Below are 26455 nucleotides of genomic sequence, written 5' to 3' on the forward strand. Positions count from 1 at the left end.
CCGAGAGAACGGATTCCGCCATGACCGCAGACCCCACCACCTGGCCCGCCCTGCTGCACCGCTGGACCAACTCCTGGTCGAGCGCCGCGCGCCTGGCCGCCACCCTGGCGGTGCTCGTCGCGCTGCTCACCGCCGCGCTGCTCGTGCTCGGCGACGTCACCGTCGAGTTCGGACCGATCGCGGTCGACCGGACGCCTCAGAGGTCGCCGACGTAGGGGATCTTCTCGACCTCCGGCGAGGACATCCAGCCGCGCAGCGCGGCCGTGGCGAGGACGTCGTCCTCGTTGTACTCCAACAGCCGCACCCGCTGTGCCGGGTCCGGGACGCCGCCGTCGAGGCCCACCGCGGCGCGGTACCAGCGCATCGAGTTCTCCCCGCCGGCATCCGGGTCGCGCCAGGTGAAGCCCGCGACCGGGGCGATCGTCTTGAGCCCCTTGCCGTGCGAGCACAGGAAGTGGGCGCGGACGCTGGCGAAGAGGTCGAACCAGGCGTCGGACTCGATGAACGCCAGCACCTCGGCGCGGCGCGGGATGCCGGGACGCCCGGCGAAGCGCTTGGCCGAGGCGAGCAGCCAGCGGTTCTCGGCCAGCTCGTTGTAGCAGTAGGCGCGGAAGGTCAGCCCCCGGCGCGCGGCGGCGGCGCGGACCCCGGTCAGCCAGGCCCAGAACTCGGCGAAGGAGCGGGCCTCGTCGTCGGTGGGCAGCGGCTCCCAGCTGACGAACGCGCGATAGCCCGGCGCCAGGCCCACGTCCGCGCCGGAGAGCAGCGCGCCCCACAGGTAGGCGCCCGCGTCGCCGAAGCTCTCCATGTCGACGTCGACCTCGACATCGGCGCGCGGCACGGTGACCCGCTCCGCGCGGCGGACCAGCGTCAGGTCGGCCAGCCAGGCCTTGGCCAGGCCGACGGCGTCGGCGACCGGCATGCCGACCAGGGCGGGCACCTCATCGCCGGAGGCGTCCGGGTCCACCGCGGCCAGCTCGTCGACCGTGCGCACCCCCGCCTCCCGCAGCAGGCCCGCGTCCTCCCCGCGCACGACCAGGCTCACGTCGCGGCCTGCGATCAGCTCGCCCTCGCAGACCGGCCACCACGGGCAGCTGCGGCACTCCACGATCCGCGACGGCTCCGCCAGCGCCCGCCCACCCGCCGCCGCGGCGGCGGCGACGGCGTGCCGGTCGGCGAAGCGGCTGTCGTACTCCTCCAGCGCGGTGCGCCCGCCCGGCCAGGTCGGGGCGTCCAGGTCGTGCCAGACGACGACGTCGCCGTCGAGGCCGATGACCCCGGCCAGCGCGGGGCCGGGCGCGGCGTGACCGGCCGCCTCCAGCAGTCTGCGCACGTGGGCGAGGCGGAGCTGGTCGCGCGGCTGGGGACGCACCTTGCGCCGCTCGTCGGGGGACCCGCCGACGGCGGGCAGCTCGGCCAGCGCGCAGGTGCGCGCCCCCGTGCCCGGGTCGGTCACCTTGTGCCGCACGACCAGCACCGGCACGTACCCGAAGGCGCCGCCCGCGCCCTCGGCGCAGCGCACCAGCAGATCGATGGTGCCGCGCCTGCCGCCCCCCGCGTCGCGCGGCAGCTGCGCCGACCAGATGAACGCGGCGCCGTCGGCGATGGCGGCCGACGTCGCCAGCTCGCGCTCGGCGGCCGGGCCCGGCCCGATCTCGCGCCAGGCCGTGCCGTGGCGCTCGGCGAGCCGGTCGGCGACGGCGCGGCGGTGCGCGGCGGCGTCGGCCTTGCGCAGCTCGCCGGTGGGGTCGGGCGCGGCTCGGTGGGCCTCGCGCATCGCCGGATCGTGCTCAAGGTGCACGCGACGCCTGCAGCGGCTCACCACGCCGGCGTCCAGGAGCACCGTGTTCGTCACGTACCGCAGTTTAGTTGCCCTGTGCGACGGATCGGACGGGTCGGTAGGTTGCACACCATCGAGCTGTGGAGGCAGGAGATGTCGCGGATCAACCCGGGGAGTGCCAAGAACGCGATCGCGGTGGCCAAGGTGGTCGCGCCCGCCGTGATTCCCGTGGTCACGCCGTACCTGATCAAAGCGACAGGGGTGCTGCGCGAGCGCTGGGACCGCCACCGCGCGCGCCGCATGGGCATCGACGTCGGCGAGCTGGCCCAGTACTCCGGGCACGGCGGCGTGCTGCACGCGCGCATCTCGGGCGTGGCGACGGCGCTCGCGGAGCTTCCCGAGCGTGACGGCCAGGACGCCGTCGAGGCCGCCGAGCTGACCGAGGAGACCGAGACCCGGCTGCGCCAGCTGGCCGCCGCGGTGCGCGCCGCCGAGCGCATGCCCGCCGGCCGCAGGCGCGCGGCGCACAAGGCGGTCTCCACCGAGCTGGACGGCATCGAGGCGCGGCTGTTGCGCCGACTGGGTGTCTGAGCACACACGAAGACCTGGTGGTCTGGACAGCGCTGACTACGCTGGGGCCATGACGTCCCGCCGGTCCCGAGGCGCCCTGCTGGGCGCCTGCACCGGCGCGCTGGCGATCGCCGCGCACGGCGCGGCGGGCGGCGGGTTCCCCGACGCCGCGCCCACCGTGGCCATCGTGGCGCTGGTGGCGTGGGCCGGGTCGGCGCTGGCAGGCACGGGGCCGTGGGTGGCGTTCGCGCTGCTGGCGGGCGGCCAGTCCGCCCTGCACCTGCTGCTCACCGGGGTCGCGCACCCCGACACCCCGGCCGGCGACGCCCCGGTCAACGGACTGCTGATGACCGCCGCCCACGTGCTCGCCACCGCGCTCGCGGCGTGGCTGCACGCGCGGGCCGGGCACGCCTTAGACCTCATCGGCGCGGCGCTGCGCGGGCTGGTCCGCGCGCTCGTCGCGCCGCCGTCGAGCCCGCCCGCCGCGGTCGCGCCGCCTGCGGGCCCCCGGGTCGGCACCCTGCTCGCCGTGGTGCTGCGGGTGGTGTGCGCCCGCCGCGGCCCCCCTATCCCCTCCTGATCACCGAACCCCCGAATCCACCGATCAGGAAAGAACCCCCCAACGATGAACCGCACTTCCGCGCGCGCCGCGGCGGTCGCCCTCTGCGCGGGCGGCGCCCTGCTGCTCTCCTCGGGCACCGCCTCCGCCCACGTCACCGCCAAGGTCATCGGCGAGACCGCCACCCAGGGCGGCTACACCAAGATCACCTTCCGGGTGCCCAACGAGGACGACGCCAACGGCACCGTCAAGCTGGAGATCAAGCTCCCGCAGGACACCCCGCTCGTCTCGCTGCGCACCAAGCCGGTCCCCGGCTGGACCGCGAAGGTCACCAAGGGCCCGCTGGACACTCCGGTCACCGTGCACGGCAACGAGATCAAGGAGGCCGTCCTCTCGGTCACCTGGACCGCGGACTCCGGCGTGCGCATCGCGCCGGGCGAGTTCGGCGAGTTCGAGGTCAGCGGCGGCCCGATGCCCGAGACCGAGCAGCTGGTCATCCCGGCGATCCAGACCTACGAGGGCGGCAAGGTCGTCGCCTGGGACGCCCCGCCGACCGACGGCGCCGAGCCCGAGCGCCCCGCGCCGGTCGTGCAGCTGGCGGCCAAGGACTCCGAGGACGGCGGCCACGGCCACGGCTCCGGCGGCACCGACAGCGCGGGCGGAGCCACCAACACCGCCAACGACTCCGACGGCGGACACGCCGAGGCCGCGGGCACCGACACCACCGCGCGCTGGCTCGGCGGGATCGGCCTGGCCGTCGGCGCGCTCGGCCTGGGCATCGGCGTCGGCGCGACGCTGCGCGCCCGGCGCCTGACGAAGGCCTGACGTGCGCACCCGCCTGCTGGGGCTGCTCGGCCTGGTCCTGTTCGGACTCCTCGGCCTCGCCGGACCGGCGTACGCGCACAACCAGCTGGTCAGCAGCAACCCGGCGAACAAGGCGTCGCTGCAGACCGGGCCCTCGACCGTGGAGCTGGTGTTCGACCAGGCGGTGCAGGGCAGCGAGGACCTCAACACCGTCGTCGTGATCGGGCCCGGCGACACGCAGTGGCAGGCAGGCGCACCGACGGTCAGCGGCACCACGGTCAGCGCCCCGGTGCGCGAGCTGGGCCCGGCCGGGGAGTACCGGATCGGCTACCAGATCCTGTCCGCCGACGGCCACCCCGTGCGCGGGGAGGTCACGTTCACCCTCACCGAGGCGGGCAACGGCACCCCCGCCGAGATCACCGCGCCCGCCCCGGACACCGGCTCCGCCGACGGCGGCGTGCCGGTGTGGGTGTGGATCGGCGGCGCGGTCGTGCTGGTCGCGGTCGGCATCGTCGCCGCGATGCGCCTGGGCGCGCCCGCCAAGTGACCGAGCGCGCGCGGACCGCGGGCAGGCTCGTCCTGCCCGCGGTCACCGTGGCGGCCGCGGCCGGCGTGCTGCTCGGGATCGCGGTGACCGCCGCCGAGCCGATCGCCGGGCTGCCCGACGCGGGCGCCGGCGTGCGGATCGGGCTGCCGCTGGCCAGGGTGCTGCTGGACCTGGCCGCGGTGGCCACGGTCGGGCTGTGCCTGCTGCCGATGCTCGTCGGCTTCGACCGCCCGCGCAGCGCCGAGCCGGTCCTGGCCGCCGCCCGGCGCGCGGCGGTCGCCACGTCGCTGCTGTGGGCGGTGGCCGCGCTGGTCGCCCTGGTGCTGCAGACCGCGGAGCTGCGGGCGTCCGGGGCGGTGTCGCCCGCCGCGGTGGCCGAGTACGTCTCGACCGTGGGCGCGGGCAAGGCACTGGTGTTCGTCGCCGGGTTCGCCCTGGTCAGCGCCGTGCTGTGCGGGTTGGCGGTGCGCAAGGGCGAGGCGGTGCCCGCCGAGCTGCGCGCGGCCGTGGCGCTGTTCGCGCTGCTGCCGCTGCCGGTGACCGGGCACGCCAGCGGGTGGCGCTGGCACGACGTCACGATGATCTCGATGGAACTGCACGTCATGGCGGCGGCGGCGTGGACGGGCGGCCTCGGCGCGGTGGTGGTGCTGCTGGCGGCCAACCGGACGCTGCTGGCGGTGGCGCTGCCGCGGTTCTCCCGCCTGGCCACGGTGTGCGTGCTCGTGGTCGGGGTGTCCGGGGTGGTCAACGGCGCGATCGAGCTGGCCCCGGACTTCGCCGTCTTCGCCGGCGGCTACGGGGTCGTGCTGCTGCTCAAGCTCGGCTGCCTGGTCGCGCTCGGCGCGCTGGGCGCGCACATCCGGTTCCGGCTGCTGCCCGGGATCGCCGCGCACCGGCGGACACCGCTGGTGACGTGGGCGGCGGTGGAGCTGGGCGTGATGGGTCTGGCGTTCGGGCTGGCCGTGGTGCTCACCAGGGTGCCCGCCGCATGACCTGGGACACAGGATTCCCGCATTCTTGTCCACAGGTCAGTCCACAGGTTTGTCCACACAACCTGTGGACAACTTCCTCTCATCGCCCCACCCGTGCCGTTCGGCGGCGAGTGGCCCGCGGCGTGCAACCCGCCCGGCGGCCGAGGGCTTAACGGTGAATGGTCAGTCCGGCTCGGTGAGATGCACGCGGATCGGGCTCGGCCTGCGCATCAGGGTCAGCTTCTCGGCGGCCTCGCGGCCCCGGCGGTCCAGCTCCCTGCGGGTGATCCAGCCCTGCGCGTAGTGCCGGTAGGCCTGGGCGAGCAGCACCATCTCGGCGAGGTGCTCGGCGGCGCGGACCCGGCTCTCCTCGGGCAGGCGCGCGACCAGGGCGAGCTGGCTCTCCACGACGTCGTCCAGCACCTGGGCGGACTCCAGCGCCCGCTTGCCGCGTCGCGCCTTCCCGAACATGCGCCGCCCTTCACCCCGATCGGCCCTTCGTCCGTGCTGTCGTTCACACAACGCAGCTCGTTACCGGCGCACAACCGCCGAACGGGCTAACCCCCGCGTCAGGTGTAGCGCGACCAGGTCGCCGAGGTGTCACCGACACGGAAGTCGCGCAGTCGGCGCAGCAGCTCAGGCCGCACTTCCGGGCTGCTGCCGATGATCGGCAGAACGCTGGTGGTGAGCTTCAGCTCACGCACCTCGCACAGCACCGCGAACCCCGGCCACGCCATCACGTCGAAGCCGTACGCCGAGGACAGCTCGGCGTAGCGGGCCACCGGCTCGCCGAAGCGGCGCACCCCGACGGCCAGCGGCGTCAGGTCCCACTCCGGGGGGCCCACGCAGCTGGAGTCGAAGTCGCACAGCACCGGCCCCGCCGGGCCGGGGATCAGGTTGCCCAGGTGCGCGTCGCCGTGCACGAACCCGGCGGCCAAGGCGTACTCGACGCCGCCCAGCCGCTGCGCCACCTCGGCGCAGCGCTCCCGCAGGAAGTCCAGCTCGCCGTCGACAAGACCGCTCGCGAGCCCCTCGGCCTCGCTGATGCGCCTGCGGACGTCGTCCAGCGGGTCCCAGGCGGGCAGCCCGGCGGGCGCGGGCAGGCCGTGCACCTCGCGCAGCAGGGCGGCCAGGTCGGCGGGCTCGGGTCGACGGCCGGTCAGCGGGACCTCGTCCCAGAGCGTGGCGGAGTAGGGGCCCACCTCGACCGGCTGCTCGACGCCTGCCATCAGCCGGACCGCGGGCACGTCGTGCTCGGCGAACCAGCGCGCCACGTCCACGACCTTGCGCACCCGGTGCCGCAGCGCCACCGACCCGACGATGCGGACCACGACCGGCGCGCCGGCCAGCAGGAACACCGCGTTGTTGGTGAACCTCAGCAGCCGCGCGCCCGCCGGGTCCAGACCGGCGGCCGCGCAGACCTCCGCCAGCGCGGAGCGCAGATTCTCCCTGGTGAACATCCCCTCGGCGACCACAGGCACCGTGACACCGGTCGACCTAGGCGATCTTGACGCTGGAGATCTGCTCGGCGAGGTCGCGCGCGTCGGCGTTGTTGCTGCGCTTGACGGCCTCGTCGTGCAGGGTGTCGAGCCGGTCCACGACCCGCTTGGACTTCAGGTTCACCGCCAGGTCTACGGCCTGGCGGCCCACCTTCGCGCCATGATCGATGTCGCCTTCGAGCAGGTGGTTGACCGCGAGCGCGCTCAGGTTGAACGCCTTGCTGCGGGCCATGTCGTCGCCATAGCCGTCCAGGGCGCGCGAGAGCGCCGGGATGGCGAACTTCGTGTGGCTCGGGTCGACCGTGGCGGCCAGGGCGGTGTGGACGGTGCCGATCATGGCGTGCACGTCGGTCTCGTCGAAGAACTTCACCCAGTCGTCGGCGTCGGCCAGGTTGGCCCGGCCGAACTCGTCGCGGGTGCGGTTGAGCAGCTTCATCGTCTGCTCCTTGCGCCCCAGCATCGCGTACGCCCACGCCTGGTTCGCGCAGATCACCGCGACCGCCAGCTCGGAGCCGGACTCCTGGGCGGCGATCTGGCCCAGCTGGAACATCTTCAGCGCGTCGTCCGGGGACTTCTGGTGCAGGTAGACCCGCCCCATGCGGTAGAGGATGTTCGCGACCAGCGGCTCGCTGCGCCCGGCCTTGGCCAGCTCAAGCGCCTTGCCGAAGTGCGTGCGGGCCGAGTCGGTCAGTCCGATGTCGAAGGACGTCCACCCGGCCAGGTTGTGCAGGTCGGCCAGGGCGACATGCAGGCGCTGCTTGACGTGCTCGGTGCCCGAGGCGTTCAGCATCTGCTGGCCCCACGACAGCTGCGCGACCACGGCGTCGCGGCAGAAGCCGCCGCCGTACTGGTAGTCCAGCGACCGCAGCGCGCGCGTGGCGGCTTCCACCTGGCGGACGTCGGTGATCCCGATCCGCCCCGGTCCCGGGGTGTGCTCAGGGCTCGCCACCCACGAGCCGGAGTTGGTGCCCAGCACATTGGCGCCCACCGTCACGGCGGCGGCGTGTGCCAGGAACTCCCGACGCTTCACCTCTTCGCTCTCCTCAGAGTCTGAGGCCTCGCGACTGACCGCGACTCGCACCGCGGTGACTTCGTCGTACGCGAGGCCCATGTATCCCCTCGGGACACCCAGACCGTCGGCGATCCTGGCGAGCACGTCATAGGCCATGACCTGCCGACCCTTGAGGATCTCCGACACCTCGGACTGCGACTGGCCGGTCATCGCGGCGATCTGGCGCTGTGAGACACCGGTGCGCCTGAGCAGCCGGTAGACGGAACTGACCTCCCGCGCGGCCAGCGCGGAACGCATCTCCGGGTCTTCCCACGTGTCACTCGTAATGGGAGAACTCTGAGATCCGATCGAGTTCATTCCGCCCCCTCACAGTCCATCGGGCGTCGAGCGCAGCGTAAGCGCACTTCACGAGGCACGAGAAGTGCACTTCGGTGAACCTGATCGGTCCGACCGAAGACCGTCGACCGCTTACCGTGGATCGGCCGCCGATCGGCGCTGCGTCTCTGACAATCCCGTCCACCACACCTCAATGTAGTTCCTTGTAAGCGTGAGAGCACGGAGGGAAACCAAAGTCGTGGAGCTGCTGGGTACGACGCCAACCGGGTCGGCACCTACCGGGCTCCGCGACGTGCCCGCGGGCGGGCGCCGGGTGTGGCGCATCTCCTGCGGCGACGTGGTCAACCGCGACCGCTGCCTCACCGTGCTCGTCGAGAAAGACACGGTCGTCCTCGTCGGACCCCCCGGCGAGACGGCGGTCCTCACCTCCGGCCAGCTCGGCCAGTTGCGGACCGCCCTCGAGGAAGCCGCCGCACAGGCGGAAAGGTGAGGGTGACGTTAGGTGGACGAAATACTCGGCCAGGTCCTGCGCAGCGCCGTGTGGGAGCGCCTGGACATGCTCACCGAGCTGGCCAACAGGGCCGATGCCCCTTCTCTGCTGTCCGTCGCGCGTTCTGAGCTGCCCCGCCTCACCGAGGGCTGGCGCGCGATGCTGAGCGCCCACGAGCCCGACGACAAGGGCAACTGCCCGGTCTGCTCCAGCCGCTGGCGCCAGCAGAAGGCCCCGTGCCCCGTCTGGCGCGCGGCCTACGAGCACCTCGTGGCGGGCGGCCTCGCCCCGCAGCAGCCCGCGCGCCACGCCCTGCGCCCCGTTCCCGCGGGCGCGCGCTAGACCCGGCGGTCGGGTCGTCGCCACCCCGGACACGTGCGACGACGCGACCGCCGACCAGGCAGGCGGCCGGTTCACCCGTGCCCCCGAACGCGGTGAACCGGCTGCCGCCTGACCTGACACAGACCCCCGCGGGCCGGTGCTGCTGATCCCCTCCCCCGACCAGCACCGGTCCGCGGTACCAAAGGGGCAGTCCGCACCGAACCCGCCCCGCCCGACGGCTCGACCGGGCACTATGGAGGCCACCGACCACCCGGAAGGAGTCGCGTGGCCAGCCCGACCCCGCTTCGCAGGCAGCCCGTCCAGCAGCGCAGCGCCCAGCGCGTCCAGCGCATGCTCGACGCGTGCGCGGAGCTGATCGATGACCTCGGATACGACGGCGTCACCACCACTCTGATCGCCGAGCGCGCCGAGGTGGCGGTGGGATCGCTGTACCAGTTCTTCCCGGACAAGCGGGCGGTCGTGCAGGCGCTGACGCAGCGCAACCTCGCGCACTTCATGACCGAGATCGGCCGCCGCTTCGACGCGACGCCGCTGGCGCACTGGACGCTCGGCGCGGACATCGTCTTCGACCTCTACGTCGAGATGTACCGGGAGGTCCCGGGCTTCCGGCGCATCCGCTTCGGCGACGTGGTCGACGTGCGGCTGATCGATGACGACCGGGACAACAACACCGTGATCGCCGAGGACATCGCCGCGTTCCTCGGCGCCCGGTTCGGGGTGGCGGCCGAGGAGATCCGGCTGCCCGTCGCGGTGGCCCACGAGATCGCCGACAGCATCCTGAACCTGGCCTTCCGGCGCAGCCTGTTCCCCGAGGAAACGGTGATCTCGGAGGCGAAGATGGTGGTCAGGGCGTACCTGTCGGGGCAGCTGGAGTCCTGGCGGGTCTAGCCGAAGCTCTTTCCCTCGCCCCGGTAGGTGGGCACGGCGGTCGCGTCGGTGCCACCGGTGCCGTCGATGAGGTGGTACTCGGTGAAGCGCTCGGCGGGTTCGCCCGCCTTGGCGTGGCGCATCCACACCCGGTCGCCGACGCGCAGCCGGTCGGCGGCCTCGCCGATGACCGGGGTCTGCACCTCGCCGGCGCCCTCCATGGCCGTCAGCCGCAGGCCACCGGGCAGGTGCGGCCGCGGCAGCCGGGCCTTGTCGGCGGGCCCGGAGGCCAGATAGCCGCCCGCGAACACGGTCGCGACGCGGGGGGCGGGCCTGCGCACGACGGGAACCGCGTACAGCAGGGACGGCCGCGGCGTGAACGCCCGGTAGTCGTCGAAGAGGGCAGGCCCGATGAGCCCGGACCCGGCGGCGATCTCGGTGACCGACGGGTCGGCGCGGGTCAGCTCCACGCTGCCGGTGCCGCCGCCGTTGACGAACTCCAGCTCCGCGACCGAGCGCACGGCCCGGATGGCCGCCGAGCGCCTGCGCAGCAGCTCGGCGCCGGAGCGCTTCTGCATCCAGCGCAGCACCGCGCCGCGCGGTCGGCTCATCGGATCATCGCCCAGACCGGCGATCTGGCCCTCGTAGGCCATCACGCCGACGAGGGCGATCCCGGGCCTGCGTCCGATCTCGACAGCCAGGGCGCGGGCCTGCGCCGGGGTGAACACCGGCGAGCGCAGTGCGCCGACGTGCACCTTGGGGTCGCCGAACAGCGGTCGCCAGGACACGTCCAGCTCCAGGCAGACGCGGATCTCGGGGTGGCCGGGCCCGAGCGCGGCGGCGATGAAGTCCAGGTGGGCCACCGAGTCCACGATGACCGAGACCGCGGCGCGGGCGCGCTCGCGGCCTGCCAGCTCGCGCAGGGCCGCTCGGTCGGCGGTGGGGTAGGCGACGAGGATGTCGGTGCCCGCGAGGTCGGTGTCCGCCCAGGCCTCGCTCAGCCACAGCGCCTCGGCCAGGGAGTAGGCCATCACGCCCGCGTACCCCGGGGCGCGCAGCACTCGTTCCAGCAGGGGACGGCAGCGCACCGACTTGCTCGCCACCCGGATCGGCCGCCCGTCGGCGCGGCGGGCGAGGTCGGCGGCGTTGCTGTCGAACGCCGCCAGGTCGACCACCGCGAACGGCGGGTCGAGGTGGGCGGTGGCGGCGTCGAGGCTGCGCTGGTCCACGCGGGCAACGGTACGGCAATCCCGGTTGAAATGTGAAGTCGATTCACATATTGTCCTGGGATGACCAGGGCCTGGCGGAACTGGGCGGGCACCGAGAGCGCGGTGGCCGCGGAAGTGCTGACTCCCCGATCGGTCGAGGAGATCGCGGCGGCGACCACCGCGGCGACCGCGGCCGGGCTCACGCTGCGCGCCCGCGGCAGCGGGCACTCGTTCACCGCGGTCGGCGCGGCGCACGGCGTCGCCATCGACCTCGCCCACTGGACGGGAATCGTTTCATCAGAGGTGTCCAGCGGCCTCGTCACGGTGCGCTCGGGCACGACGCTCGCCCGGCTCAACGCCGAGCTGGACCGGCTCGGCCTGGCCATGACCAACCTCGGCGACATCGACGCCCAGACCGTCGCGGGCGCGATCTCCACCGGCACCCACGGCACCGGCGCCCGCTTCGGCGGCATCGCCACCCAGGTCGAGGCGCTGGAGCTGGTGCTGGCCGACGGATCGGTCGTCACCTGCTCGGCGGACGAGCGCCCCGACCTCTTCGCCGCGGCCCGCGTCGGGCTCGGCGCCCTGGGCGTGATCACGGCGGTGACCCTGCGCACCGAGCAGGCCTTCGTGCTCTCCGCCGTCGAGCGCCCCGAACCGGTGGACGACGTCCTCGACGGCCTGGACGAGCACTGCGCCGCCAACGACCACTTCGAGTTCTACTGGTTCCCCTACGGCGCCAAGGCGCTGACCAAGCGCAACAACCGGCTGCCCGCGGGCAGCCAGGCCAAGCCGCTGGGCCCGGTGCGCACGTTCGTCGAATACGAGCTGCTGGAGAACGCCGCCTTCGGCGCGCTGTGCCGCCTCGGCCGCGCCGTGCCCGCGCTGGTGCGCCCGCTCAACCGGCTCTCCTCGACCGCGGTGTCCGAGCGGTCCTACCAGGACGTCTCGCACCGCGTCTTCGTGACCAGCCGCAAGGTCCGCTTCACCGAATCCGAGTACGCCATCCCGAGGGAAGCGCTCAAGGACGTGCTCGGCGAGCTGCGCGCCGAGGTGCCCAGGCTGGCCGACCCGGTCATGTTCCCCGTCGAGGTGCGCGTGGCCGCCGCCGACGACATCTGGCTCTCCACCGCCCAGGGCCGCGATTCGGCCTACCTCGCGGTGCACCAGTTCCAGGGCATGCCGCACGCGGAGTACTTCGCGCTGTTCGAGTCGATCGCGCGGGCCGCGGGCGGGCGCCCGCACTGGGGCAAGATGCACACGCTGGACGCGCCCGCCCTCGCCGAGCGGTATCCGCACTTCGCCGACTTCCGCCGCGTCCGCGCCGAGGTCGACCCCGGCGGCCTGTTCCGCAACCCCTACACCGACCGCGTGCTCGGCCCGATCGCGGACTGAACCGCCGCGGGGATCTCGGTGTCCCCGCCGACCAGCTCCAGCGTGCGACCCGCGCTGGCGGGCTCATCGATGAGCGCCAGGAGCACGCCCGCCACGTCGGTGCGGGTGACCGCGCCGGGCTCGACGGAGTCGGCGAGGGTGACCAGGCCGGTGGGCGGGTCGTCGGTGAGGCGGCCGGGCCGCAGGATCGTCCAGTCGAAGTCGCGCGAGCGCAGGTCGTCCTCGGCGGCGGCCTTGGCGGCCAGGTAGGCGGCGAAGACCGGGTCCACGCCGGGGTCGGCCGCGCGGTCCAGGCCCATCGCGCTGATCTGCAGGAAGCGGAGCACACCCGCCACCCGAGCGGCGTCGGCGACCAGCGCGGCGGCCCCCCTGTCGACGGTGTCCTTGCGCTCAAGTCCGCTGCCCGGACCGGCACCCGCAGCGAAGACCACCGCGTCGGCCCCCGCGAGCGCGGCCGCGACCTGCTCGGCCCCGGCGGACTCCAGGTCCAGCACGACCGCGTCGCCCCCGAGGTCGCGCACATCGGCGACATGGTCGGGATTGCGGACGATGCCGACCACCTCGTCACCGCGACCCGCGGCGAGCGCGGTCGTCAACAGAGCGATCTTGCCGTGGCCACCCGCGATCGCGATGCGCATGGCCTGAAACCTAACCCCCGGCGGCCGGGACCGCCGGTCCGAGGACGCGGTTCCAGCCCTCCTGGCAAGGTGCGCATGCGCAGGCCGGTCCCGGTGGGGCTCGCGAACACCGGCACCGCACGATGTGGTTCTCGTTCTTGTCACATCACGATCGGCGAGGGTGCGCGCGCTTCTTTCGACGGAGTCGGATTTCGATCACGTCCACCGGGAGCGCGCGGGAATCCGTGGTCCGCTCGGCGGTTCGCCGAAGCCTGAGCGGTCCTCCCGCCGACGCCGGTCAGGCGGGGCTGACCGCCGATTCGAGGATCTGCTCGTAGGCCAGCTCCGAGACCCAGCGGTAGAGCGCGTCGACCTCGGGGAGGGCCCGGTCGACGCGGCCGGGCAGGTCGACCTGCACGGGGCCGCAGGCGTCGCCGTCGGGCTCGGCGGCCAGCACCGCGACGCCGTAGGCGCGGGCCCGGGGCAGGCAGTTGGCGAGGTAGTCGTGGGTGAGCACCGCCGAGGTCGGCAGCACGACGGCGGCGTCGCCGTAGCGCAGGAACGGCACGGCGTTGGCCAGGCCGGTCCGCCAGTGCCGGGCGACGGCGATCGCGCCGACGACGCGGACGGCGGGCTCGGGCACCCGGCCGGCCAGCTCGGGCCAGGCCCAGGTGGCGACCGCGGTGCGGTCGGTCACCGGCTGCTGGCCGAGGCAGATCCGCTCGGCGTGGGCGTCGGGCAGCAGCTCGGCCACCAGGCACACCCGCCTGCCGAGAACGGTCGTCTCCGGCAGGACGACACCGGCCCAGCCCATGGCCGCCGCGGCGGCCTCGGCCAGGTCGGCGACGGGACCGGGCAGTTCGACCGGCGGGGCCAGCTGCGCGGGCAGCGTGTTGACGTGCTCGCTGACCGCCGTGCGCCCAGGGGTGCCACTCACGAAATCCGCCCTTCATCTGCCACCCGTCGCAGACCGGGAGCCGGTCGGGCAAGAGTGTCGATTGGTACACCACTGGAGTACCAGCCTGGATGGGGTGAATCAGAGACCGTCGCGCCCCTCCTGCGACCGGCGGCGCAAAGCGGGCGATAACCGGTCGACAGGCGGTATCAGGACTTCACCCCGACTGTGCGTCCAACCGGGTGACCGGCCACCCACCTGCACCAACGCGTCGACAGAGGGTGCGGAGCCGCTCACCCATCGCCACTCGCCTGCCCCCGACCGAGGGCAACCTCGCGACCACGCAGAGTCAATTGGCGGAACGCCGAGCCGATCAGCGGTCACGCCGGGTCGCCACGACGACCGCGCGAACCGCCCTCTCCACCCCGCATCGAGAGATTTCGCACCGTGGGGGTCCGGGGGCTCGGCCCCGGAAATGACGGAAGGCCGACCCGGTGAGCGCTTCGCGCGAACAAGGTCGGCCTTCGGCCTGTGGGCGAGGGGGGAGTTGAACCCCCACGTCCTTTCGGACACACGGACCTGAACCGTGCGCGTCTGCCATTCCGCCACTCGCCCGAGTGCGGTGTTCCTCAGCGGAACGAGGGGAACTCTAGCAGAGTGTTTTAGGGGTCTTCACACAGGTCCACACATACCCGTGTCGAGGGCTGCCGACCCGGATACGATCGCTCCAGGAGCACGCGCGGGAAGGAGGATCCCTTGAACATCGGCCAGCGGCTGAACCGCAGGTTGGAAGACGTCGTCGGCAACACCTTCGCGCGCGTCTTCGGTGGCAACGTCGTGCCGCAGGAGGTGGCGCAGGCGCTGCAGCGTGAGGGCGAGGCCAACGTCCGCGAGCTCGCGGGCGGGCGGCTGCTTGCGCCCAACCACTATGTTGTGGCGCTCGGCCCTGCCGACCATCAGAACTTCACCGGTGACGAGGGTCGGCTGACTACGCTGCTCGCGGATTGCGTGGCCGAGCACCTCGCCGAGAACGGATGGGAGACCTACGGCGACGTCGTAGTCTCGTTGGAGCGCTCCGACGGGCTGCACACCGGACAGTTCCGAACCCGCTCTACCGTCGACCCCGACGTGAAGCGTCAGTCCGAGGAAGCGTCATCCTCGGAGGGAAGACGGCAGGCATCCCCCCGCAACGCAGGAGACCGATCCATGAGCCAGCCTCCCGGCTACGGCCACCAGCCCGAGGGCGATCCCTACGGACAGCAGAACCAGCAGGGCTACGGGCAGCAAGGCCAGTACGGCAACGATCAGTACGGCCAGCAGCAGGGCTACGGCCAGCAGCAAGGCGGCTACGACCAGGGTTACGGCCAGCAGGGCTATGACCAGGGCTACGGGCAGCAGCAGGGCTACGGCCAGCAGGGCTACGACCAGGGCTACGGCCAGCAGCAAGGCGGCGGCTACGACCAGGGTTACGGCCAGCAGGGCTACGGCCAGCAGGGCTATGACCAGGGCTACGGCCAGCAGCAGGGCTACGGCCAGCAGGGCTACGACCAGGGTTATGGCCAGCAGGGCTACGGCCAGCAGGGCTATGACCAGGGCTACGGGCAGCAGCAGGGCTACGGCCAGCAGGGCGGCTACGCCCCGCCCGCCGTGCAGACCGGCCCCCGCCAGCTCTCGGCCTCGCTCCAGCTGGACGACGGCTCCAACCGCAACTACAGCCTGAAGCAGGGCGGCAACGTGGTCGGCCGCGGCCAGGACGCCGACTTCCGCCTGCCCGACACCGGCGTGTCGCGCCGCCACCTGGAGATCACCTGGGATGGTCAGAGCGCCACGCTCGCCGACCTGGGCTCCACGAACGGCACCACGGTGAACGGCACCCCGGTCCAGACGTGGCAGCTGGCCGACGGCGACGTCGTGCGCATCGGCCACTCGTCGCTGGTGTTCCGGACCCAGGGCTGAACGCGTCCGGTCTCCGGCGCAACGTCCGGGACCGGTCGCACGTCTGATTGACCAGCGGGGCCCACCAGCCCCGGTGGTCGTTAAGCCATGTCCACCTACAAGCGGGAGCGGTCTCCTCAGTGCCGGAGTTGGTGATGCAGCTGACCAGGGCGGGCTTCCTGGCCCTGCTCTGGTTGTTCGTGCTGGCCGCGCTGCGGGTGGTGCGCTCGGACATCTACGCGGCGTCGGGTCTGCGGGTGGCGATGCCGGGGTTCCGCAAGTCGGCCCAGAAGGCCAGGGGCAAGGCCCCCCGGCAGCTGGTCGTCACGCACGGCGCCCTCGCCGGGACCAGGATCTCCCTCGACGGCAGGCCGATCATGATAGGCCGGGCGGACGATTCGACGCTGGTCCTGGACGACGACTACGCCTCCACCCGCCATGCCCGCCTCTCCATGCGCGGCACGGACTGGTACGTGGAAGACCTGGGCTCCACTAACGGGACATATCTGGACCGGGCTAAGGTCACCGCACCCCTTCGGGTGCCCCTCGGGTCCCCGATCCGCATTGGCAAGACGGTGATCGAGCTGCGCTCATGACGCTTGTGCTTCGCTACGCGGCCCGCAGCGACCGGGGCCTGGTCCGTTCCAACAACCAGGACTCCGTGTACGCGGGTCCGCGCCTGCTCTCCCTGGCCGACGGCATGGGGGGCCACGTCGCGGGCGAGGTGGCCAGCAAGGTCGTCATCGCCGCGCTGGCCCCGCTTGACGACGACGAGCCCGGTGAGGACCTGCTCGGCCAGCTCCGCGAGGCGGTGCTGGCGGGCAACAGCGCCATCGCCGAGCTGGTGGCGGGCGACCCCGACCTCGACGGCATGGGCACGACCCTGTCGGCGATCCTGTTCGCGGGGAGCAGGATCGGCCTCGTCCACGTCGGCGACTCGCGCGTCTACCTGCGCCGCAACGGCCAGTTCACCCAGATCACCCACGACGACACGTTCGTCCAGTCGCTGATCGATGAGGGGCGGATCACCGAGGAGGAGGCCGCCACCCACCCGCAGCGCTCGCTGCTGCTCAAGGCGCTGACCGGCCACGACGTCGAGCCGAGCCTCACCATCAGGGAAGCGCGCGCGGGCGATCGCTACCTGCTGTGCTCCGACGGCCTCTCCGGCCCGGTCAGCCACGAGACGCTGGCCGAGGCCATCCAGATCCCGAACCCGCAGGAGTGCGCCGACCGGCTCATCGAGCTGGCGCTCAAGAGCGGCGGCCCCGACAACGTCACGGTGATCGTCGCCGACGTCCTCGACGTCGACTACGGCGACAGCGACCCGATCGTGGGCGGCGCCGCGGGCAACGGCCAGGACGCCACGCCGCCGCCGGACTCGGCCGCCTCGCGGGCCAGCGCGCTGAACCCGCCGCGGCCACAGGAGCCGCGCCGCGACCCGCTCGCCCCGCCGCCCGCCGACCCCAGGGTCAAGCGCCGCAAGCGCGTGCGCGCCGTGGTGATCTCGCTGGTGGTGGTGCTGCTGCTCGTCGCGGGCGCGGTGGCCGCGCGGCTGTGGGTCAACAACCAGTACTTCGTCGGCGAGAGCGACGTCGGCGAGGTCGCGATCTTCCAGGGCGTGCGCGGCAGCGTGCTCGGCCTGTCGCTGAACAGCAGGCTGGAGGGCTCCTGCGGGACCGAGCCGCAGTGCGACCGGCTCTTCGTCGAGGACCTGGAGCAGTTCGGCAAGGACGCGGTCCGCAGCGGGTCCGGCTCCTTCGACAGCGTCGCCTCCGCGCGCGGGTTCCTCAACGAGCTGCGGCACCGGTACTGGCTGCCCACCTGCGTCGACTTCGCCGCACAGCCGCCGCCCGAGCAGCCCGCCACCGGTCCGGCCGGGGGGTCCGCGCGGCCGACGGGCACCCAGGAGACGACACCCACTGCACCCACTACGACCACTGCACCCACTACGACCACCGGGCCCGGGACCGTCGAGCGCACGCCCCAGCCCGGTGTCAACTGCAGGCAGCCCAGGGACGGCGGCGGCTGATGGCGGCACCGGTCCAGGGCGGGACGGGTCCGGCGACCGGGCAGGGCGCTGACCAGGCGCCGACGCGGCGCGGGACGGAGCTGGTGCTCCTCGGGTTCGCCGCCTTCATCGTCTTCGCCGCGCTGATGCTCGTCGAGGCCAACCAGGAACAGCAGCTCACCCTCCGCATCGTCTGGTACGGCCTGGCCTACTTCGCCCTCTTCGGCGTCGCGCACGCGGCCGTGCGCAAGTGGGCGCCGTACGCCGACCCGCTGATCCTGCCGTGCGTCGCCCTGCTCAACGGGCTCGGCCTGGTCATGATCTACCGGATCGACCTGGCCCTGGCCGAGCGCGCGCTGCAGGCCGGGCGCGCGATCAACAACGACGTGCCCAAGCAGCTGGCGTGGACCGTCATCGCGCTGATCCTGTTCCTGGTGGTCCTGCGCATGGTGCGCGACCACCGCACGCTGACCAAGTACAGCTACATGTTCGGCGCCGTCGGCCTGTTCGCCCTGGCCCTGCCCGCCGTGCTGCCCAGCGTCATCGCCCCGACGATCAACGGCGCGAAGATCTGGCTGCGGATCGGCCCGCTGTCCATCCAGCCCGGCGAGTTCGCCAAGATCCTGCTGCTGATCTTCTTCGCCGGCTTCCTGGTCTCCAAGCGCGACCTGTTCATGGCCGCGGGCCGCCGGGTGCTGGGCGTCGACCTGCCCCGCGCCCGCGACCTCGGCCCGATCCTGTTCGCCTGGGGCGTCTCGGTCGGCGTCCTCGTCTTCCAGAAGGACCTGGGCACCTCGCTGCTGTTCTTCGGCACGATCCTGGTGATGCTCTACGTGGCCACCGAGCGGGCCGTGTGGGTGGTCACCGGGCTGAGCCTGTTCGTGGCGGGCTGCCTCATCGCCTTCAAACTCTTCGGCCACGTGCAGCAGCGCGTGGCGAACTGGCTGGACCCGCTGGCCACCTACAACGAGATCGGCGGCGGCTACCAGATCGCCCAGGCCATGTTCGGCCAGGGCACCGGCGGCATGGGCGGCACCGGCCTGGGCGCCGGGCGCCCGGACCTGGTCCCGCTGGCCAACTCCGACTTCATCGTCGCCGCGATCGGCGAGGAGCTGGGCTTCATCGGCCTGGCCGCGCTGCTGCTGCTCTACGCCCTGCTGGCGATGCGCGGCATGCGCAGCGCGCTCGCGGTGCGCGACTCCTTCGGCAAGCTGCTGGGCGGCGGTCTGTCGTTCCTGCTGATCCTGCAGGTGTTCGTCGTCGTCGGCGGGGTCACCAAGCTGATCCCGATGACCGGTCTGACCACCCCGTTCCTGTCGCTGGGCGGCTCGTCGATGCTGGCCAACTACATCCTGGTGGCGCTGCTGCTGCGCATCTCCGACGCCGCCCGCAGGCCCCAGACCGCGGCTCCCCGCAAGCCGCTGCCGCAGACCCCGATCGCCGAGGCGGGCACGGTGCTGGTGGAGCGTCCGAAATGAACACCCCGCTCCGCCGCGTCGGCATGGCCATGCTCGTGATGGTCGTGCTGCTGCTGGCCAACTCGACCTACCTGCAGGTCATCAAGGCCGACGACTACCGCGAGGACCCGCGCAACCGGCGCGTGCTGCTGGAGGAGTACTCCCGCGAGCGCGGCAAGATCCTGCTGCGCAACGCCGACGGGCAGATGGTCGCGCTGGCCACCGTCACGCCGACGAACAACCGACTGCGGTTCCTTCGCCAGTACACCAACGGCCCGATGTACGCCCCGATCACCGGCTTCTACTCCACCCGCTACGGCGCCACCGGCCTGGAGCGGGCCGAGGACGAGATCCTCAACGGCTCCGACGACCGGCTGTTCGTGCGCAGGCTCTCGGACCTGATCACCGGACGCGACCCGCGCGGCGGCAACGTCGTCACCACGATCAACCCGGCCGCGCAGAAGGCCGCCTACGACGCGATGGAGTCCAAGGACTTCCGGGGCTCGGTGGTGGCGCTGGACCCGAAGACCGGGGCGATCCTGGCGATGGTCAGCACCCCGTCGTTCGACCCGAACCCGCTGGCCGCCCACGACGGGTCGGTGCAGGAGAAGGCCTGGACCTCCTACGAGAAGAACAAGTCCAACCCGATGCTCAACCGGGCGGCGCGCGAGCTGTACGCGCCGGGCTCGACCTTCAAGCTGGTCGTCGCCGCGGCGGCGCTGGAAGACGGGATGAGCAAGGACGACCAGGTCACCGCGACCGACCGCATCGCCGTCGGCGGCTCGGAGCTGCGCAACTACAACCGCGGCTTCTGCAACGGCAGCCGGACCACGGTGCCGATGGAGATCGCGCTGGCGCAGTCGTGCAACACCGCCTTCGCCCAGCTCGCCCACGACATGGGCGCCGATCGCCTCGCCGAGCAGGCCGAGGCCTTCGGCATCGGCGATCCCGAGCTGGCCGTGCCGATGCCGGTCGTGCAGTCCTGCATCGGGCCCAACGTCGACGGCGCCTGCATGGTCGTCGCCGACGAGAACGCGCTCTACCAGAGCGGCATCGGCCAGCGCGACGTTCGGCTCTCCCCGCTGCAGAACGCGATGATCGCCGGGGCGATCGCCAACGGCGGCGAGGTCATGCGCCCGCAGCTGATCGACCGGGTGCTCGCCCCCGACCTCAGCGAGATCACCCGCTTCGACGAGGAGAGCATCGGCGACGCCATGTCCGGCGGCTCGGCCGAGCAGCTCACCCAGATGATGGTGGCCTCCGAGCAGAACACCGGCGGCGGCGGCAAGGTCGACGGGCTGACCATCGCCTCCAAGACCGGCACCGCCGAGACCGGCAACGACCCGAAGAACACCCCGCCCTTCGCCTGGTACGTCGCGTTCGCGCCCGCCGAGGACCCGAAGGTCGCCGTCGCCGTGGTGGTGGAGAGCCAGGACGTCGCCGCGACCGGCGGCAAGCTCTCCGCCGAGATCGGCAGGCTGACGATGCGCGCCGTGCTCGGGGTCGGGGGGCGCTGACCATGCTCACCTCGGGACAGCTGCTCGCCGACCGCTACCGGCTCAGCCGCCGGATCGCGGTCGGCGGCATGGGCGAGGTGTGGGAGGCCGCCGACACGCGGCTGGACAGAGCCGTGGCGGTGAAGGTGCTCAAGCCGGAGCTGTGCGGGGACGCGGAGTTCCTGCACCGCTTCCGCACCGAGGCGCGCACGACGGCGTCGCTGAACCACCCGGGCATCGCCGCGGTGCACGACTACGGCGAGACGGCGGCCATCGTCGACGGCCCCAAGGACACCGCCTACCTGATCATGGAGCTGGTCGAGGGCGAGCCGCTGGCCGCGATCGTCTCCCGCGACGGCCGGATGAACGCCGACCGCGTGCTCGACATCCTCGAACAGGCGGGCTTCGCGCTGCAGGCCGCCCACGAGCGCGGCTACGTGCACCGCGACGTGAAGCCCGGCAACATCCTCATCACCCCCTCCGGGGTGGTGAAGCTCACCGACTTCGGCATCGCCAAGGCCGCCGACGCCGCCCCGGTCACCCGCTCCGGCATGGTCATGGGCACCGCCCACTACATCGCCCCCGAGCAGGCGCTCGGCCACGAGGCCGAGCCCGCCAGCGATGTGTACTCCCTGGCCGTGGTCGGGTACGAGTGCCTCATGGGACACCGCCCCTTCCTGTCGGAGAACGCGGTGACGGTCGCGATGATGCACATCCGGGACGCGCCGCCGCCGCTGCCGCCGGACGTGCCCCCCGGCGCCCGCGCGGTGATCGAGGCGACCCTGGTCAAGGACCCGCGCCGCCGCTACGGCAGCGGCGGGGAGTTCGCCGCCGCGGTGGCCGCGGTGCGCGCGGGCAGGCCGCTGCCCGCCCCGACCGGGTACGCCAGGGCGGGCCACCCCGGCACCCACCCCGGCATGCACCCGGTGCAGGGCACCGGCACCTTCGCGCCGGTCCCGCCCCCCGCCCCCCAGGAGCGGAGCAGGACGGGGCTGTGGGTGACGATCGTCGTGCTGGCCGTCGCGCTGATCGCGGCGCTGGCGATCGGCCTGCCCGCGGTCATGGAAGACGACGGCGGTTCCGGCGGCGCGCCCGCCGACTCCACGGTCACCACCCCGCAGACCCCCGGCCGCGGGGACTCCGAGCAGGAGTCCGACGCCGCGCCGACGACCACCGCCGAGCCGGAGGACACCGAGCCGGGCGGGCCGCCCAGCATGGGCGAGCAGCCGGTCGCCTTCCTGCCCACCCCCTACCTCGGCCAGAGCGCCATGGTGGCCGCCGAGGACCTGGCCGCCAACGGCGTCGCCGTCGACGTCCGGACCGAGGACGACGAGCGCCCCGAGAACGCCGCGGCGTGCGCGGTCGTCGGATCGGTGCCCGAGGGGCCGGTCTACCGCGGCGATACGGTCACAATCGTGTGCAGACCCCAAGGCGGGTCGCGGTGACGGCCGATGCAGCATCAGGATCTGAATCAGGAACTCGAACATCAGGGACCTGGACATGACTAGGAGCGGGACGACGCACCGATGACCACACCGCGCTTGCTCTCCAACCGCTACGAGATCGGCGAGACGCTCGGTTACGGCGGCATGTCCGAGGTCCACCACGGCCGCGACGTCCGGCTCGGGCGCGAGGTCGCGGTCAAGGTGCTGCGTGCCGACCTGGCACGCGACCCGCAGTTCCAGGAGCGGTTCCGCCGCGAGGCGCAGAACGCCGCCGCGCTGAACCACCCGGCGATCGTGGCCGTGTACGACACCGGCGAGACCCTGCTCGACCAGGGCCCGCTGCCCTACATCGTCATGGAGTACGTCGAGGGCCGGACCCTGCGCGACATCGTCAAGGGCGAGGGTCCGCTGTCCGGGCAGAGAGCCATGGAGATCATGGCCGACGTCTGCGCCGCGCTGGACTTCAGCCACCGCCACGGCATCGTGCACCGCGACGTCAAGCCCGCCAACGTCATGATCAACCGCTCCGGCGCGGTGAAGGTCATGGACTTCGGCATCGCCCGCGCCCTCGCCGACGGCCAGGCCGCGGTCACCCAGACCGCCGCGGTGATCGGCACCGCCCAGTACCTCTCGCCCGAGCAGGCCAGGGGCGAGACCGTCGATGCCCGCTCCGACGTCTACGCGACCGGCTGCGTGCTCTTCGAGCTGCTGACCGGCGAGCCGCCGTTCACCGGCGACTCCCCGGTGGCCGTGGCCTACCAGCACGTCCGCGAGGACCCGCGCCCGCCGTCGCAGCTCAACCCCAGGGTGAGCCCGCAGCTGGACGCGATCGTGCTCAAGGCCATGTCCAAGGGCGCGGCCAACCGCTACCAGTCGGCCGCGGAGATGCGCACCGACATCGTGCGCGTGCTCTCCGGCCAGCGCCCGGCCGCGCCGATGGTGATGACCGACGACGACCGCACCGCGGTCCTCAACGCCGGCCGCCCCGCGCCGAGCTCCGGCGGCGGCAGGCACCGGCCCGAGGCCCTGGTCGACGACTACTACGACGACTACGACGATGACGAGGAGCGCCGCCGCAAGCAGCGCAAGACGTGGGCGGTCATCCTGGCCGCGCTGGTGGTCGCCGCCCTGGTCGGCCTGCTGTTCTGGCTGCTGAACTCCGACGACACCCCGACCCCGCCCGCCACGGTGGGCGTGCCCGACGTGGTCGGGCAGCTGGAGGCCGACGCCCGCCGCGCGCTCACCGAGGCCAAGCTGACCGTCGAGCGCGTCGAGGTGCCCTGCGAGCCGCAGGCCAACGGCGAGCCCGGCCGCTGCGGCGCCGAGCAGATCGGCCAGGTCATCGCCACCAAGCCCGGCGCGAACGAGCAGGTCGCCCCCGGCTCGACGGTGGTCTACGAGGTCGGCGTGAAGCCGGGCAAGGTCACGGTTCCCGACGTCACCAAGAAGTCCCAGGAAGAGGCCATCGAGGCCCTGACGAAGGCCCGGCTCCAGGTCTCGGCCACCGTCGGCGAGGAAGAGGTCGACGACGAGAACCTCGTCGGCAAGGTGATCAAGACCAATCCGGCGGCCGGCCAGTCGGTCGACGTCGGCACGTCGGTGAGCCTGACGGTCGGCAAGAAGAAGGAAACCGTCTCCGTCCCCAACGTCGTCGGCCAGGACTACGAGACGGCGGCCAAGAACCTCACCGACGCCGGCCTGAACCCGCAGCGCCGGGACGTCTCCTCCGACCAGGCCGAGGGCACCGTCATCAACCAGGCGCCCAAGGAGGGCGAGGTCGCCCCCGGCTTCACCGTGGTGCTCGACGTCTCCAACGGCGACCAGATCGACAAGCCCATCGAGATGCCCGACCTCTCGGGCAAGACGGTCCAGGAGGCCGAGCAGCAGCTGCGCGGCCTCGGCTGGACCGGGCGCATCGACCCGGTGCCCGGCGGCGAGCAGACCTGCGACGAGGCGCTGATCGACCGGATCGCCGAGCAGAACCCGAACCCGGGCCGGGAGCTGGAGCGCGACGAGACCGTCCGCGTGCTGCTCTACCAGGAGCGCCCGGCCTGCGTTCCCGGAATGCCGTGATCGACGGCGGCGCTCGCCGCCGCGCTGGTCAGGCCAGCGCGGCGGTGAGCGTCCGCATCTGACGCTCCAGCTCGGCCACGCGGGTCTCGGCGACGGGGAACCCGGCCGAGGCCATCCAGTTCGCCAGCATTCGGTGCCCGCCGTCGGTCAGCACTGACTCGGGGTGGAACTGCACGCCTTCCACCGGCAGGTCCCGGTGCCGCATGCCCATGACGATGCCTGAGGCCGTGCGCCCGGTGATCTCGAACTCGGCGTCCGGGATGGTCTCCGCGAGCACCGTCAGCGAGTGGTAGCGGGTGGCGGTGAACGGGCTGGGCAGCCCGGCCAGCGCGCCCGCGCCGTCGTGCTCGACCTGGCTGGTCTTGCCGTGCAGCAGCTCCGGCGCCCGGTCCACGGTCGCGCCCCAGGCGACGCCGATGGCCTGGTGGCCGAGGCACACCCCGAACACCGGCAGCCGCGTGGCCGCGCACGCGCGGATGATCTCGATGCTGCGCCCGGCCCGCTCCGGCGTGCCGGGACCCGGGCTCACCAGCACCCCGTCGAAGCCGTCCAGCAGGCCGTCCTCGGTCAGCTCCGGGGCGTCGTTGCGCCAGACGACGCACTCGGCGCCGAGCTGGGCCAGGTACTGGACCAGGTTGTAGACGAAGCTGTCGTAGTTGTCGACCACGAGGACGCGCATGCGGCCAACCTACCGGCCACCCGCGCGCGGACGCGCCGCTATTCGGTCGTGACCTCGTTGAACGGCAGCTTCGGCTCGACCCACGGGAACACGACGAACATCAGCAGGGCGACCACGCCGAGGACGAGGAGGGTGGCGGTGGCGACGCGCACGGCCGTCGGGCCGGGCAGGTGCCGCCAGATCCAGCCGTACATCAGACCGTCTCCTTCATCTCCGGCGGCAGCGCGCCCGGGTCGTTCGGGTCCTTGGCCCACTCCTTGACCAGGACGGCGTGCACGATGAGGCGCTCGCGGTCGGAGAAGCGGGGGTGGCAGGTGGTCAGCGTCAGCAGCGAGACCTGCTCGCCCGCGCTGATCTGCGCCTCCGGCCTGCCCGGGACGGGCGAGATGACCTCGCCCTGCGACGGCCGCACGATCCGCTGGCCGACGACGCCGTCGTACGGCGCGCCCAGCGGGGCGACGCCGGCGCAGCGCGGCAGGGCGGCGCGCTCGCCCGCCCAGCCCGCGACCTCGTCGGCCTTGGGCAGCACGCGGTAGATGTACCAGCGGTCCTGGTCCTCGACCACGATGGCGTCGCAGGACTCCAGCAGGTCGATGTCGTTGAACGGGGCGCCCTTGCCCACCCGGTGGCCCGCGACGGCGAAGTTGCCGGGCTCGCCCGGCAGCGCGGTGCCCGGGTAGTGGCCGGGGCCCGCCTCCAGGGTCTTCTCGGTGGTGCCCTTGAGGACGGTGAAGGAGTAGTCGGCGCCGAAGGCCGGGATGTACATCTTGGCGAAGCCCGCGCCCTCGGCGAGGGTGTCGAACCTCTCGACCCGGTCCGGGTCGTCGGGCCCCGCGGGCGGCACCTCGACCCAGCGCTGGTCGAGGGCGGCTTCGGCGTCGCGCTGCTTGGCCGCGGAGAAGAGGTCGGTGACGTAGACCTCGTAGACCACGAACAGCAGGATGACCAGGCCGAACGTGATGAAGACCTCGCCGATCCCGCGGACGACGGCGCGGGCGCGGTCACCGCCGCCGGGCCGCTCCGGCTCAGGGGGCGCCACCGCTTCGGCCGTGCTCATCGGCACCTCACCCGAACTTCCTCCGCGGATCGTTGGCGACTGGTGATCCGGCCACCTGTTCCGTTACGTTAACGTGTTGCATCGGCGCGAGTTGCGCCCATGCCGCGCGCATCCAGTGTTCCCAGCCAGGCGAGGACAGCATGCCGAAGTCGAAGGTCCGCAAGAAGGCCTCCTACACCCCTCCGGCCGACCGCCGGACAGCGGTGAAGGTCAAGCCCGCCGGCCCGTCCCACCCGCTCTACGTCACCATCATGCTCGGCATCATGGTGCTCGGGCTGGCCTGGCTGGTCGTGAACTACATCGCCGGGGACAAGATTCCGTTCATGACCGACCTCGGCAACTGGAACTTCGCGATCGGCTTCGCGCTGATGATCGCGGGCCTGCTGATGACGATGCGCTGGCGGTAGCCGACA

The 26455-nt window shown here is 72.6% G+C and carries 27 protein-coding genes, 1 tRNA gene and 1 pseudogene; 18 read left to right on the top strand and 11 right to left on the bottom strand.

The window, feature by feature from the left end; translation table 11 throughout:
* Nucleotides 1-20: 20 nt before the first annotated feature.
* Nucleotides 21-215, top strand: coding sequence for a hypothetical protein (locus tag ACFPM7_RS00315; RefSeq protein ID WP_378242463.1), 195 nt, complete (start codon nucleotides 21-23; stop codon nucleotides 213-215).
* On the opposite strand, the gene ACFPM7_RS00320 is transcribed toward ACFPM7_RS00315, so the two are convergent.
* The gene (locus ACFPM7_RS00320) at nucleotides 197-1855 is read right to left on the bottom strand and encodes a TM0106 family RecB-like putative nuclease (RefSeq protein ID WP_378242465.1); all 1659 of its coding nucleotides are present in this window, start codon (nucleotides 1853-1855) and stop codon (nucleotides 197-199) included. The two genes, ACFPM7_RS00315 and ACFPM7_RS00320, sit on opposite strands and share 19 nt — an antisense overlap.
* A gap of 78 nt (nucleotides 1856-1933) precedes the next feature.
* Between ACFPM7_RS00320 and ACFPM7_RS00325 the strand changes: the two genes are divergently transcribed.
* From ACFPM7_RS00325 to ACFPM7_RS00345, 5 genes are read left to right on the top strand one after another with little or no spacing between them, the layout of a single operon-like run.
* A complete protein-coding gene (locus ACFPM7_RS00325; RefSeq protein ID WP_378242467.1) occupies nucleotides 1934-2371 on the top strand; it encodes a DUF6474 family protein in 438 nt (145 codons plus the stop codon).
* A gap of 49 nt (nucleotides 2372-2420) precedes the next feature.
* Entirely contained in the window at nucleotides 2421-2930 is a 510-nt protein-coding gene (locus ACFPM7_RS00330; protein WP_378242469.1) for a hypothetical protein, read from the top strand.
* A 45-nt stretch (nucleotides 2931-2975) separates the two neighbouring features.
* Nucleotides 2976-3734 (top strand): YcnI family copper-binding membrane protein, encoded by a 759-nt coding sequence (locus ACFPM7_RS00335; protein ID WP_378242471.1) that lies wholly within the window; start codon nucleotides 2976-2978, stop codon nucleotides 3732-3734.
* A 1-nt stretch (nucleotide 3735) separates the two neighbouring features.
* A complete protein-coding gene (locus tag ACFPM7_RS00340) occupies nucleotides 3736-4260 on the top strand; it encodes a copper resistance CopC family protein (protein ID WP_378242473.1) in 525 nt (174 codons plus the stop codon).
* Nucleotides 4257-5252, top strand: coding sequence for a copper resistance D family protein (locus ACFPM7_RS00345; RefSeq protein ID WP_378242475.1), 996 nt, complete (start codon nucleotides 4257-4259; stop codon nucleotides 5250-5252). The genes ACFPM7_RS00340 and ACFPM7_RS00345 overlap by 4 nt, the downstream gene beginning before the upstream one ends.
* A gap of 162 nt (nucleotides 5253-5414) precedes the next feature.
* Here ACFPM7_RS00345 and ACFPM7_RS00350 read toward each other — a convergent pair whose 3' ends face one another.
* The 3 genes from ACFPM7_RS00350 to ACFPM7_RS00360 form a co-directional block, all read right to left on the bottom strand.
* Nucleotides 5415-5702, bottom strand: a complete 288-nt coding sequence (locus ACFPM7_RS00350; protein WP_378242477.1) for a hypothetical protein — start codon at nucleotides 5700-5702, stop codon at nucleotides 5415-5417.
* A gap of 98 nt (nucleotides 5703-5800) precedes the next feature.
* Nucleotides 5801-6691 carry an aminoglycoside phosphotransferase family protein gene (locus tag ACFPM7_RS00355; protein WP_378243780.1) on the bottom strand — a complete coding sequence of 297 codons (891 nt, stop codon included), beginning with the start codon at nucleotides 6689-6691 and terminating at the stop codon, nucleotides 5801-5803.
* Nucleotides 6692-6728: 37 nt separating this feature from the next.
* Nucleotides 6729-8099 (bottom strand): helix-turn-helix domain-containing protein, encoded by a 1371-nt coding sequence (locus ACFPM7_RS00360; protein WP_378242479.1) that lies wholly within the window; start codon nucleotides 8097-8099, stop codon nucleotides 6729-6731.
* A gap of 280 nt (nucleotides 8100-8379) precedes the next feature.
* Between ACFPM7_RS00360 and ACFPM7_RS00365 the strand changes: the two are divergent.
* The 3 genes and pseudogenes from ACFPM7_RS00365 to ACFPM7_RS00375 form a co-directional block, all read left to right on the top strand.
* A pseudogene (locus ACFPM7_RS00365) lies at nucleotides 8380-8568 on the top strand (hypothetical protein); the annotation flags it as partial.
* Between the two features lie 12 nt (nucleotides 8569-8580).
* Nucleotides 8581-8910: a hypothetical protein gene (locus ACFPM7_RS00370; RefSeq protein WP_378242481.1), complete on the top strand. Its 330-nt coding sequence runs from the start codon at nucleotides 8581-8583 to the stop codon at nucleotides 8908-8910.
* Between the two features lie 264 nt (nucleotides 8911-9174).
* Complete coding sequence (locus ACFPM7_RS00375; RefSeq protein WP_378242483.1) at nucleotides 9175-9798, top strand: TetR/AcrR family transcriptional regulator; 624 nt, start codon at nucleotides 9175-9177, stop codon at nucleotides 9796-9798.
* Here ACFPM7_RS00375 and ACFPM7_RS00380 read toward each other — a convergent pair.
* A complete protein-coding gene (locus tag ACFPM7_RS00380; RefSeq protein WP_378242485.1) occupies nucleotides 9795-11006 on the bottom strand; it encodes an amino acid deaminase/aldolase in 1212 nt (403 codons plus the stop codon). The genes ACFPM7_RS00375 and ACFPM7_RS00380 overlap by 4 nt on opposite strands.
* A gap of 60 nt (nucleotides 11007-11066) precedes the next feature.
* Here ACFPM7_RS00380 and ACFPM7_RS00385 point away from each other — a divergent pair, with 60 nt between their 5' ends.
* Nucleotides 11067-12380, top strand: coding sequence for a D-arabinono-1,4-lactone oxidase (locus ACFPM7_RS00385; RefSeq protein ID WP_378242487.1), 1314 nt, complete (start codon nucleotides 11067-11069; stop codon nucleotides 12378-12380).
* On the opposite strand, the gene ACFPM7_RS00390 is transcribed toward ACFPM7_RS00385, so the two are convergent.
* The 3 genes from ACFPM7_RS00390 to ACFPM7_RS00400 form a co-directional block, all read right to left on the bottom strand.
* Nucleotides 12344-13018, bottom strand: coding sequence for an NAD(P)H-binding protein (locus tag ACFPM7_RS00390; protein WP_378242489.1), 675 nt, complete (start codon nucleotides 13016-13018; stop codon nucleotides 12344-12346). The genes ACFPM7_RS00385 and ACFPM7_RS00390 overlap by 37 nt on opposite strands.
* Nucleotides 13019-13295: 277 nt before the next feature.
* Nucleotides 13296-13934, bottom strand: a complete 639-nt coding sequence (locus tag ACFPM7_RS00395) for a hypothetical protein (RefSeq protein WP_378242491.1) — start codon at nucleotides 13932-13934, stop codon at nucleotides 13296-13298.
* Nucleotides 13935-14424: 490 nt separating this feature from the next.
* A tRNA-Leu gene (locus tag ACFPM7_RS00400) sits at nucleotides 14425-14507 on the bottom strand.
* 141 nt (nucleotides 14508-14648) lie between these two features.
* Between ACFPM7_RS00400 and ACFPM7_RS00405 the strand changes: the two genes are divergently transcribed.
* From ACFPM7_RS00405 to pknB, 7 genes are all read left to right on the top strand, one after another.
* Nucleotides 14649-15848 carry a DUF3662 and FHA domain-containing protein gene (locus tag ACFPM7_RS00405; protein ID WP_378242493.1) on the top strand — a complete coding sequence of 400 codons (1200 nt, stop codon included), beginning with the start codon at nucleotides 14649-14651 and terminating at the stop codon, nucleotides 15846-15848.
* A 119-nt stretch (nucleotides 15849-15967) separates the two neighbouring features.
* Nucleotides 15968-16423, top strand: coding sequence for an FHA domain-containing protein FhaB/FipA (locus ACFPM7_RS00410; protein ID WP_378242495.1), 456 nt, complete (start codon nucleotides 15968-15970; stop codon nucleotides 16421-16423).
* Entirely contained in the window at nucleotides 16420-17856 is a 1437-nt protein-coding gene (locus ACFPM7_RS00415) for a PP2C family protein-serine/threonine phosphatase (protein ID WP_378242497.1), read from the top strand. The genes ACFPM7_RS00410 and ACFPM7_RS00415 overlap by 4 nt, the downstream gene beginning before the upstream one ends.
* Nucleotides 17856-19313 carry an FtsW/RodA/SpoVE family cell cycle protein gene (locus ACFPM7_RS00420; RefSeq protein WP_378242499.1) on the top strand — a complete coding sequence of 486 codons (1458 nt, stop codon included), beginning with the start codon at nucleotides 17856-17858 and terminating at the stop codon, nucleotides 19311-19313. Before ACFPM7_RS00415 ends, ACFPM7_RS00420 begins: the two co-directional genes overlap by 1 nt.
* Entirely contained in the window at nucleotides 19310-20809 is a 1500-nt protein-coding gene (locus ACFPM7_RS00425; RefSeq protein WP_378242501.1) for a peptidoglycan D,D-transpeptidase FtsI family protein, read from the top strand. Before ACFPM7_RS00420 ends, ACFPM7_RS00425 begins: the two co-directional genes overlap by 4 nt.
* A gap of 2 nt (nucleotides 20810-20811) precedes the next feature.
* Entirely contained in the window at nucleotides 20812-22233 is a 1422-nt protein-coding gene (locus tag ACFPM7_RS00430) for a serine/threonine-protein kinase (protein ID WP_378242503.1), read from the top strand.
* A gap of 81 nt (nucleotides 22234-22314) precedes the next feature.
* Nucleotides 22315-24306: a Stk1 family PASTA domain-containing Ser/Thr kinase gene (pknB, locus tag ACFPM7_RS00435; RefSeq protein WP_378242505.1), complete on the top strand. Its 1992-nt coding sequence runs from the start codon at nucleotides 22315-22317 to the stop codon at nucleotides 24304-24306.
* A 28-nt stretch (nucleotides 24307-24334) separates the two neighbouring features.
* On the opposite strand, the gene ACFPM7_RS00440 is transcribed toward pknB, so the two are convergent.
* From ACFPM7_RS00440 to ACFPM7_RS00450, 3 genes are read right to left on the bottom strand one after another with little or no spacing between them, the layout of a single operon-like run.
* Nucleotides 24335-24985 carry an aminodeoxychorismate/anthranilate synthase component II gene (locus tag ACFPM7_RS00440; protein ID WP_378242507.1) on the bottom strand — a complete coding sequence of 217 codons (651 nt, stop codon included), beginning with the start codon at nucleotides 24983-24985 and terminating at the stop codon, nucleotides 24335-24337.
* 38 nt (nucleotides 24986-25023) lie between these two features.
* Entirely contained in the window at nucleotides 25024-25179 is a 156-nt protein-coding gene (locus ACFPM7_RS00445) for a hypothetical protein (protein WP_378242509.1), read from the bottom strand.
* On the bottom strand, nucleotides 25179-26042 hold the full coding sequence (locus ACFPM7_RS00450) for a class E sortase (RefSeq protein ID WP_378242511.1): 864 nt from the start codon (nucleotides 26040-26042) through the stop codon (nucleotides 25179-25181). Before ACFPM7_RS00450 ends, ACFPM7_RS00445 begins: the two co-directional genes overlap by 1 nt.
* 140 nt (nucleotides 26043-26182) lie before the next feature.
* Here ACFPM7_RS00450 and crgA point away from each other — a divergent pair, with 140 nt between their 5' ends.
* Nucleotides 26183-26449 (top strand): cell division protein CrgA, encoded by a 267-nt coding sequence (gene crgA, locus ACFPM7_RS00455; RefSeq protein ID WP_378242513.1) that lies wholly within the window; start codon nucleotides 26183-26185, stop codon nucleotides 26447-26449.
* Nucleotides 26450-26455: the final 6 nt, after the last annotated feature.

This window comes from Actinokineospora guangxiensis (genome assembly GCF_042657845.1).
Taxonomy (GTDB): domain Bacteria; phylum Actinomycetota; class Actinomycetes; order Mycobacteriales; family Pseudonocardiaceae; genus Actinokineospora; species Actinokineospora guangxiensis.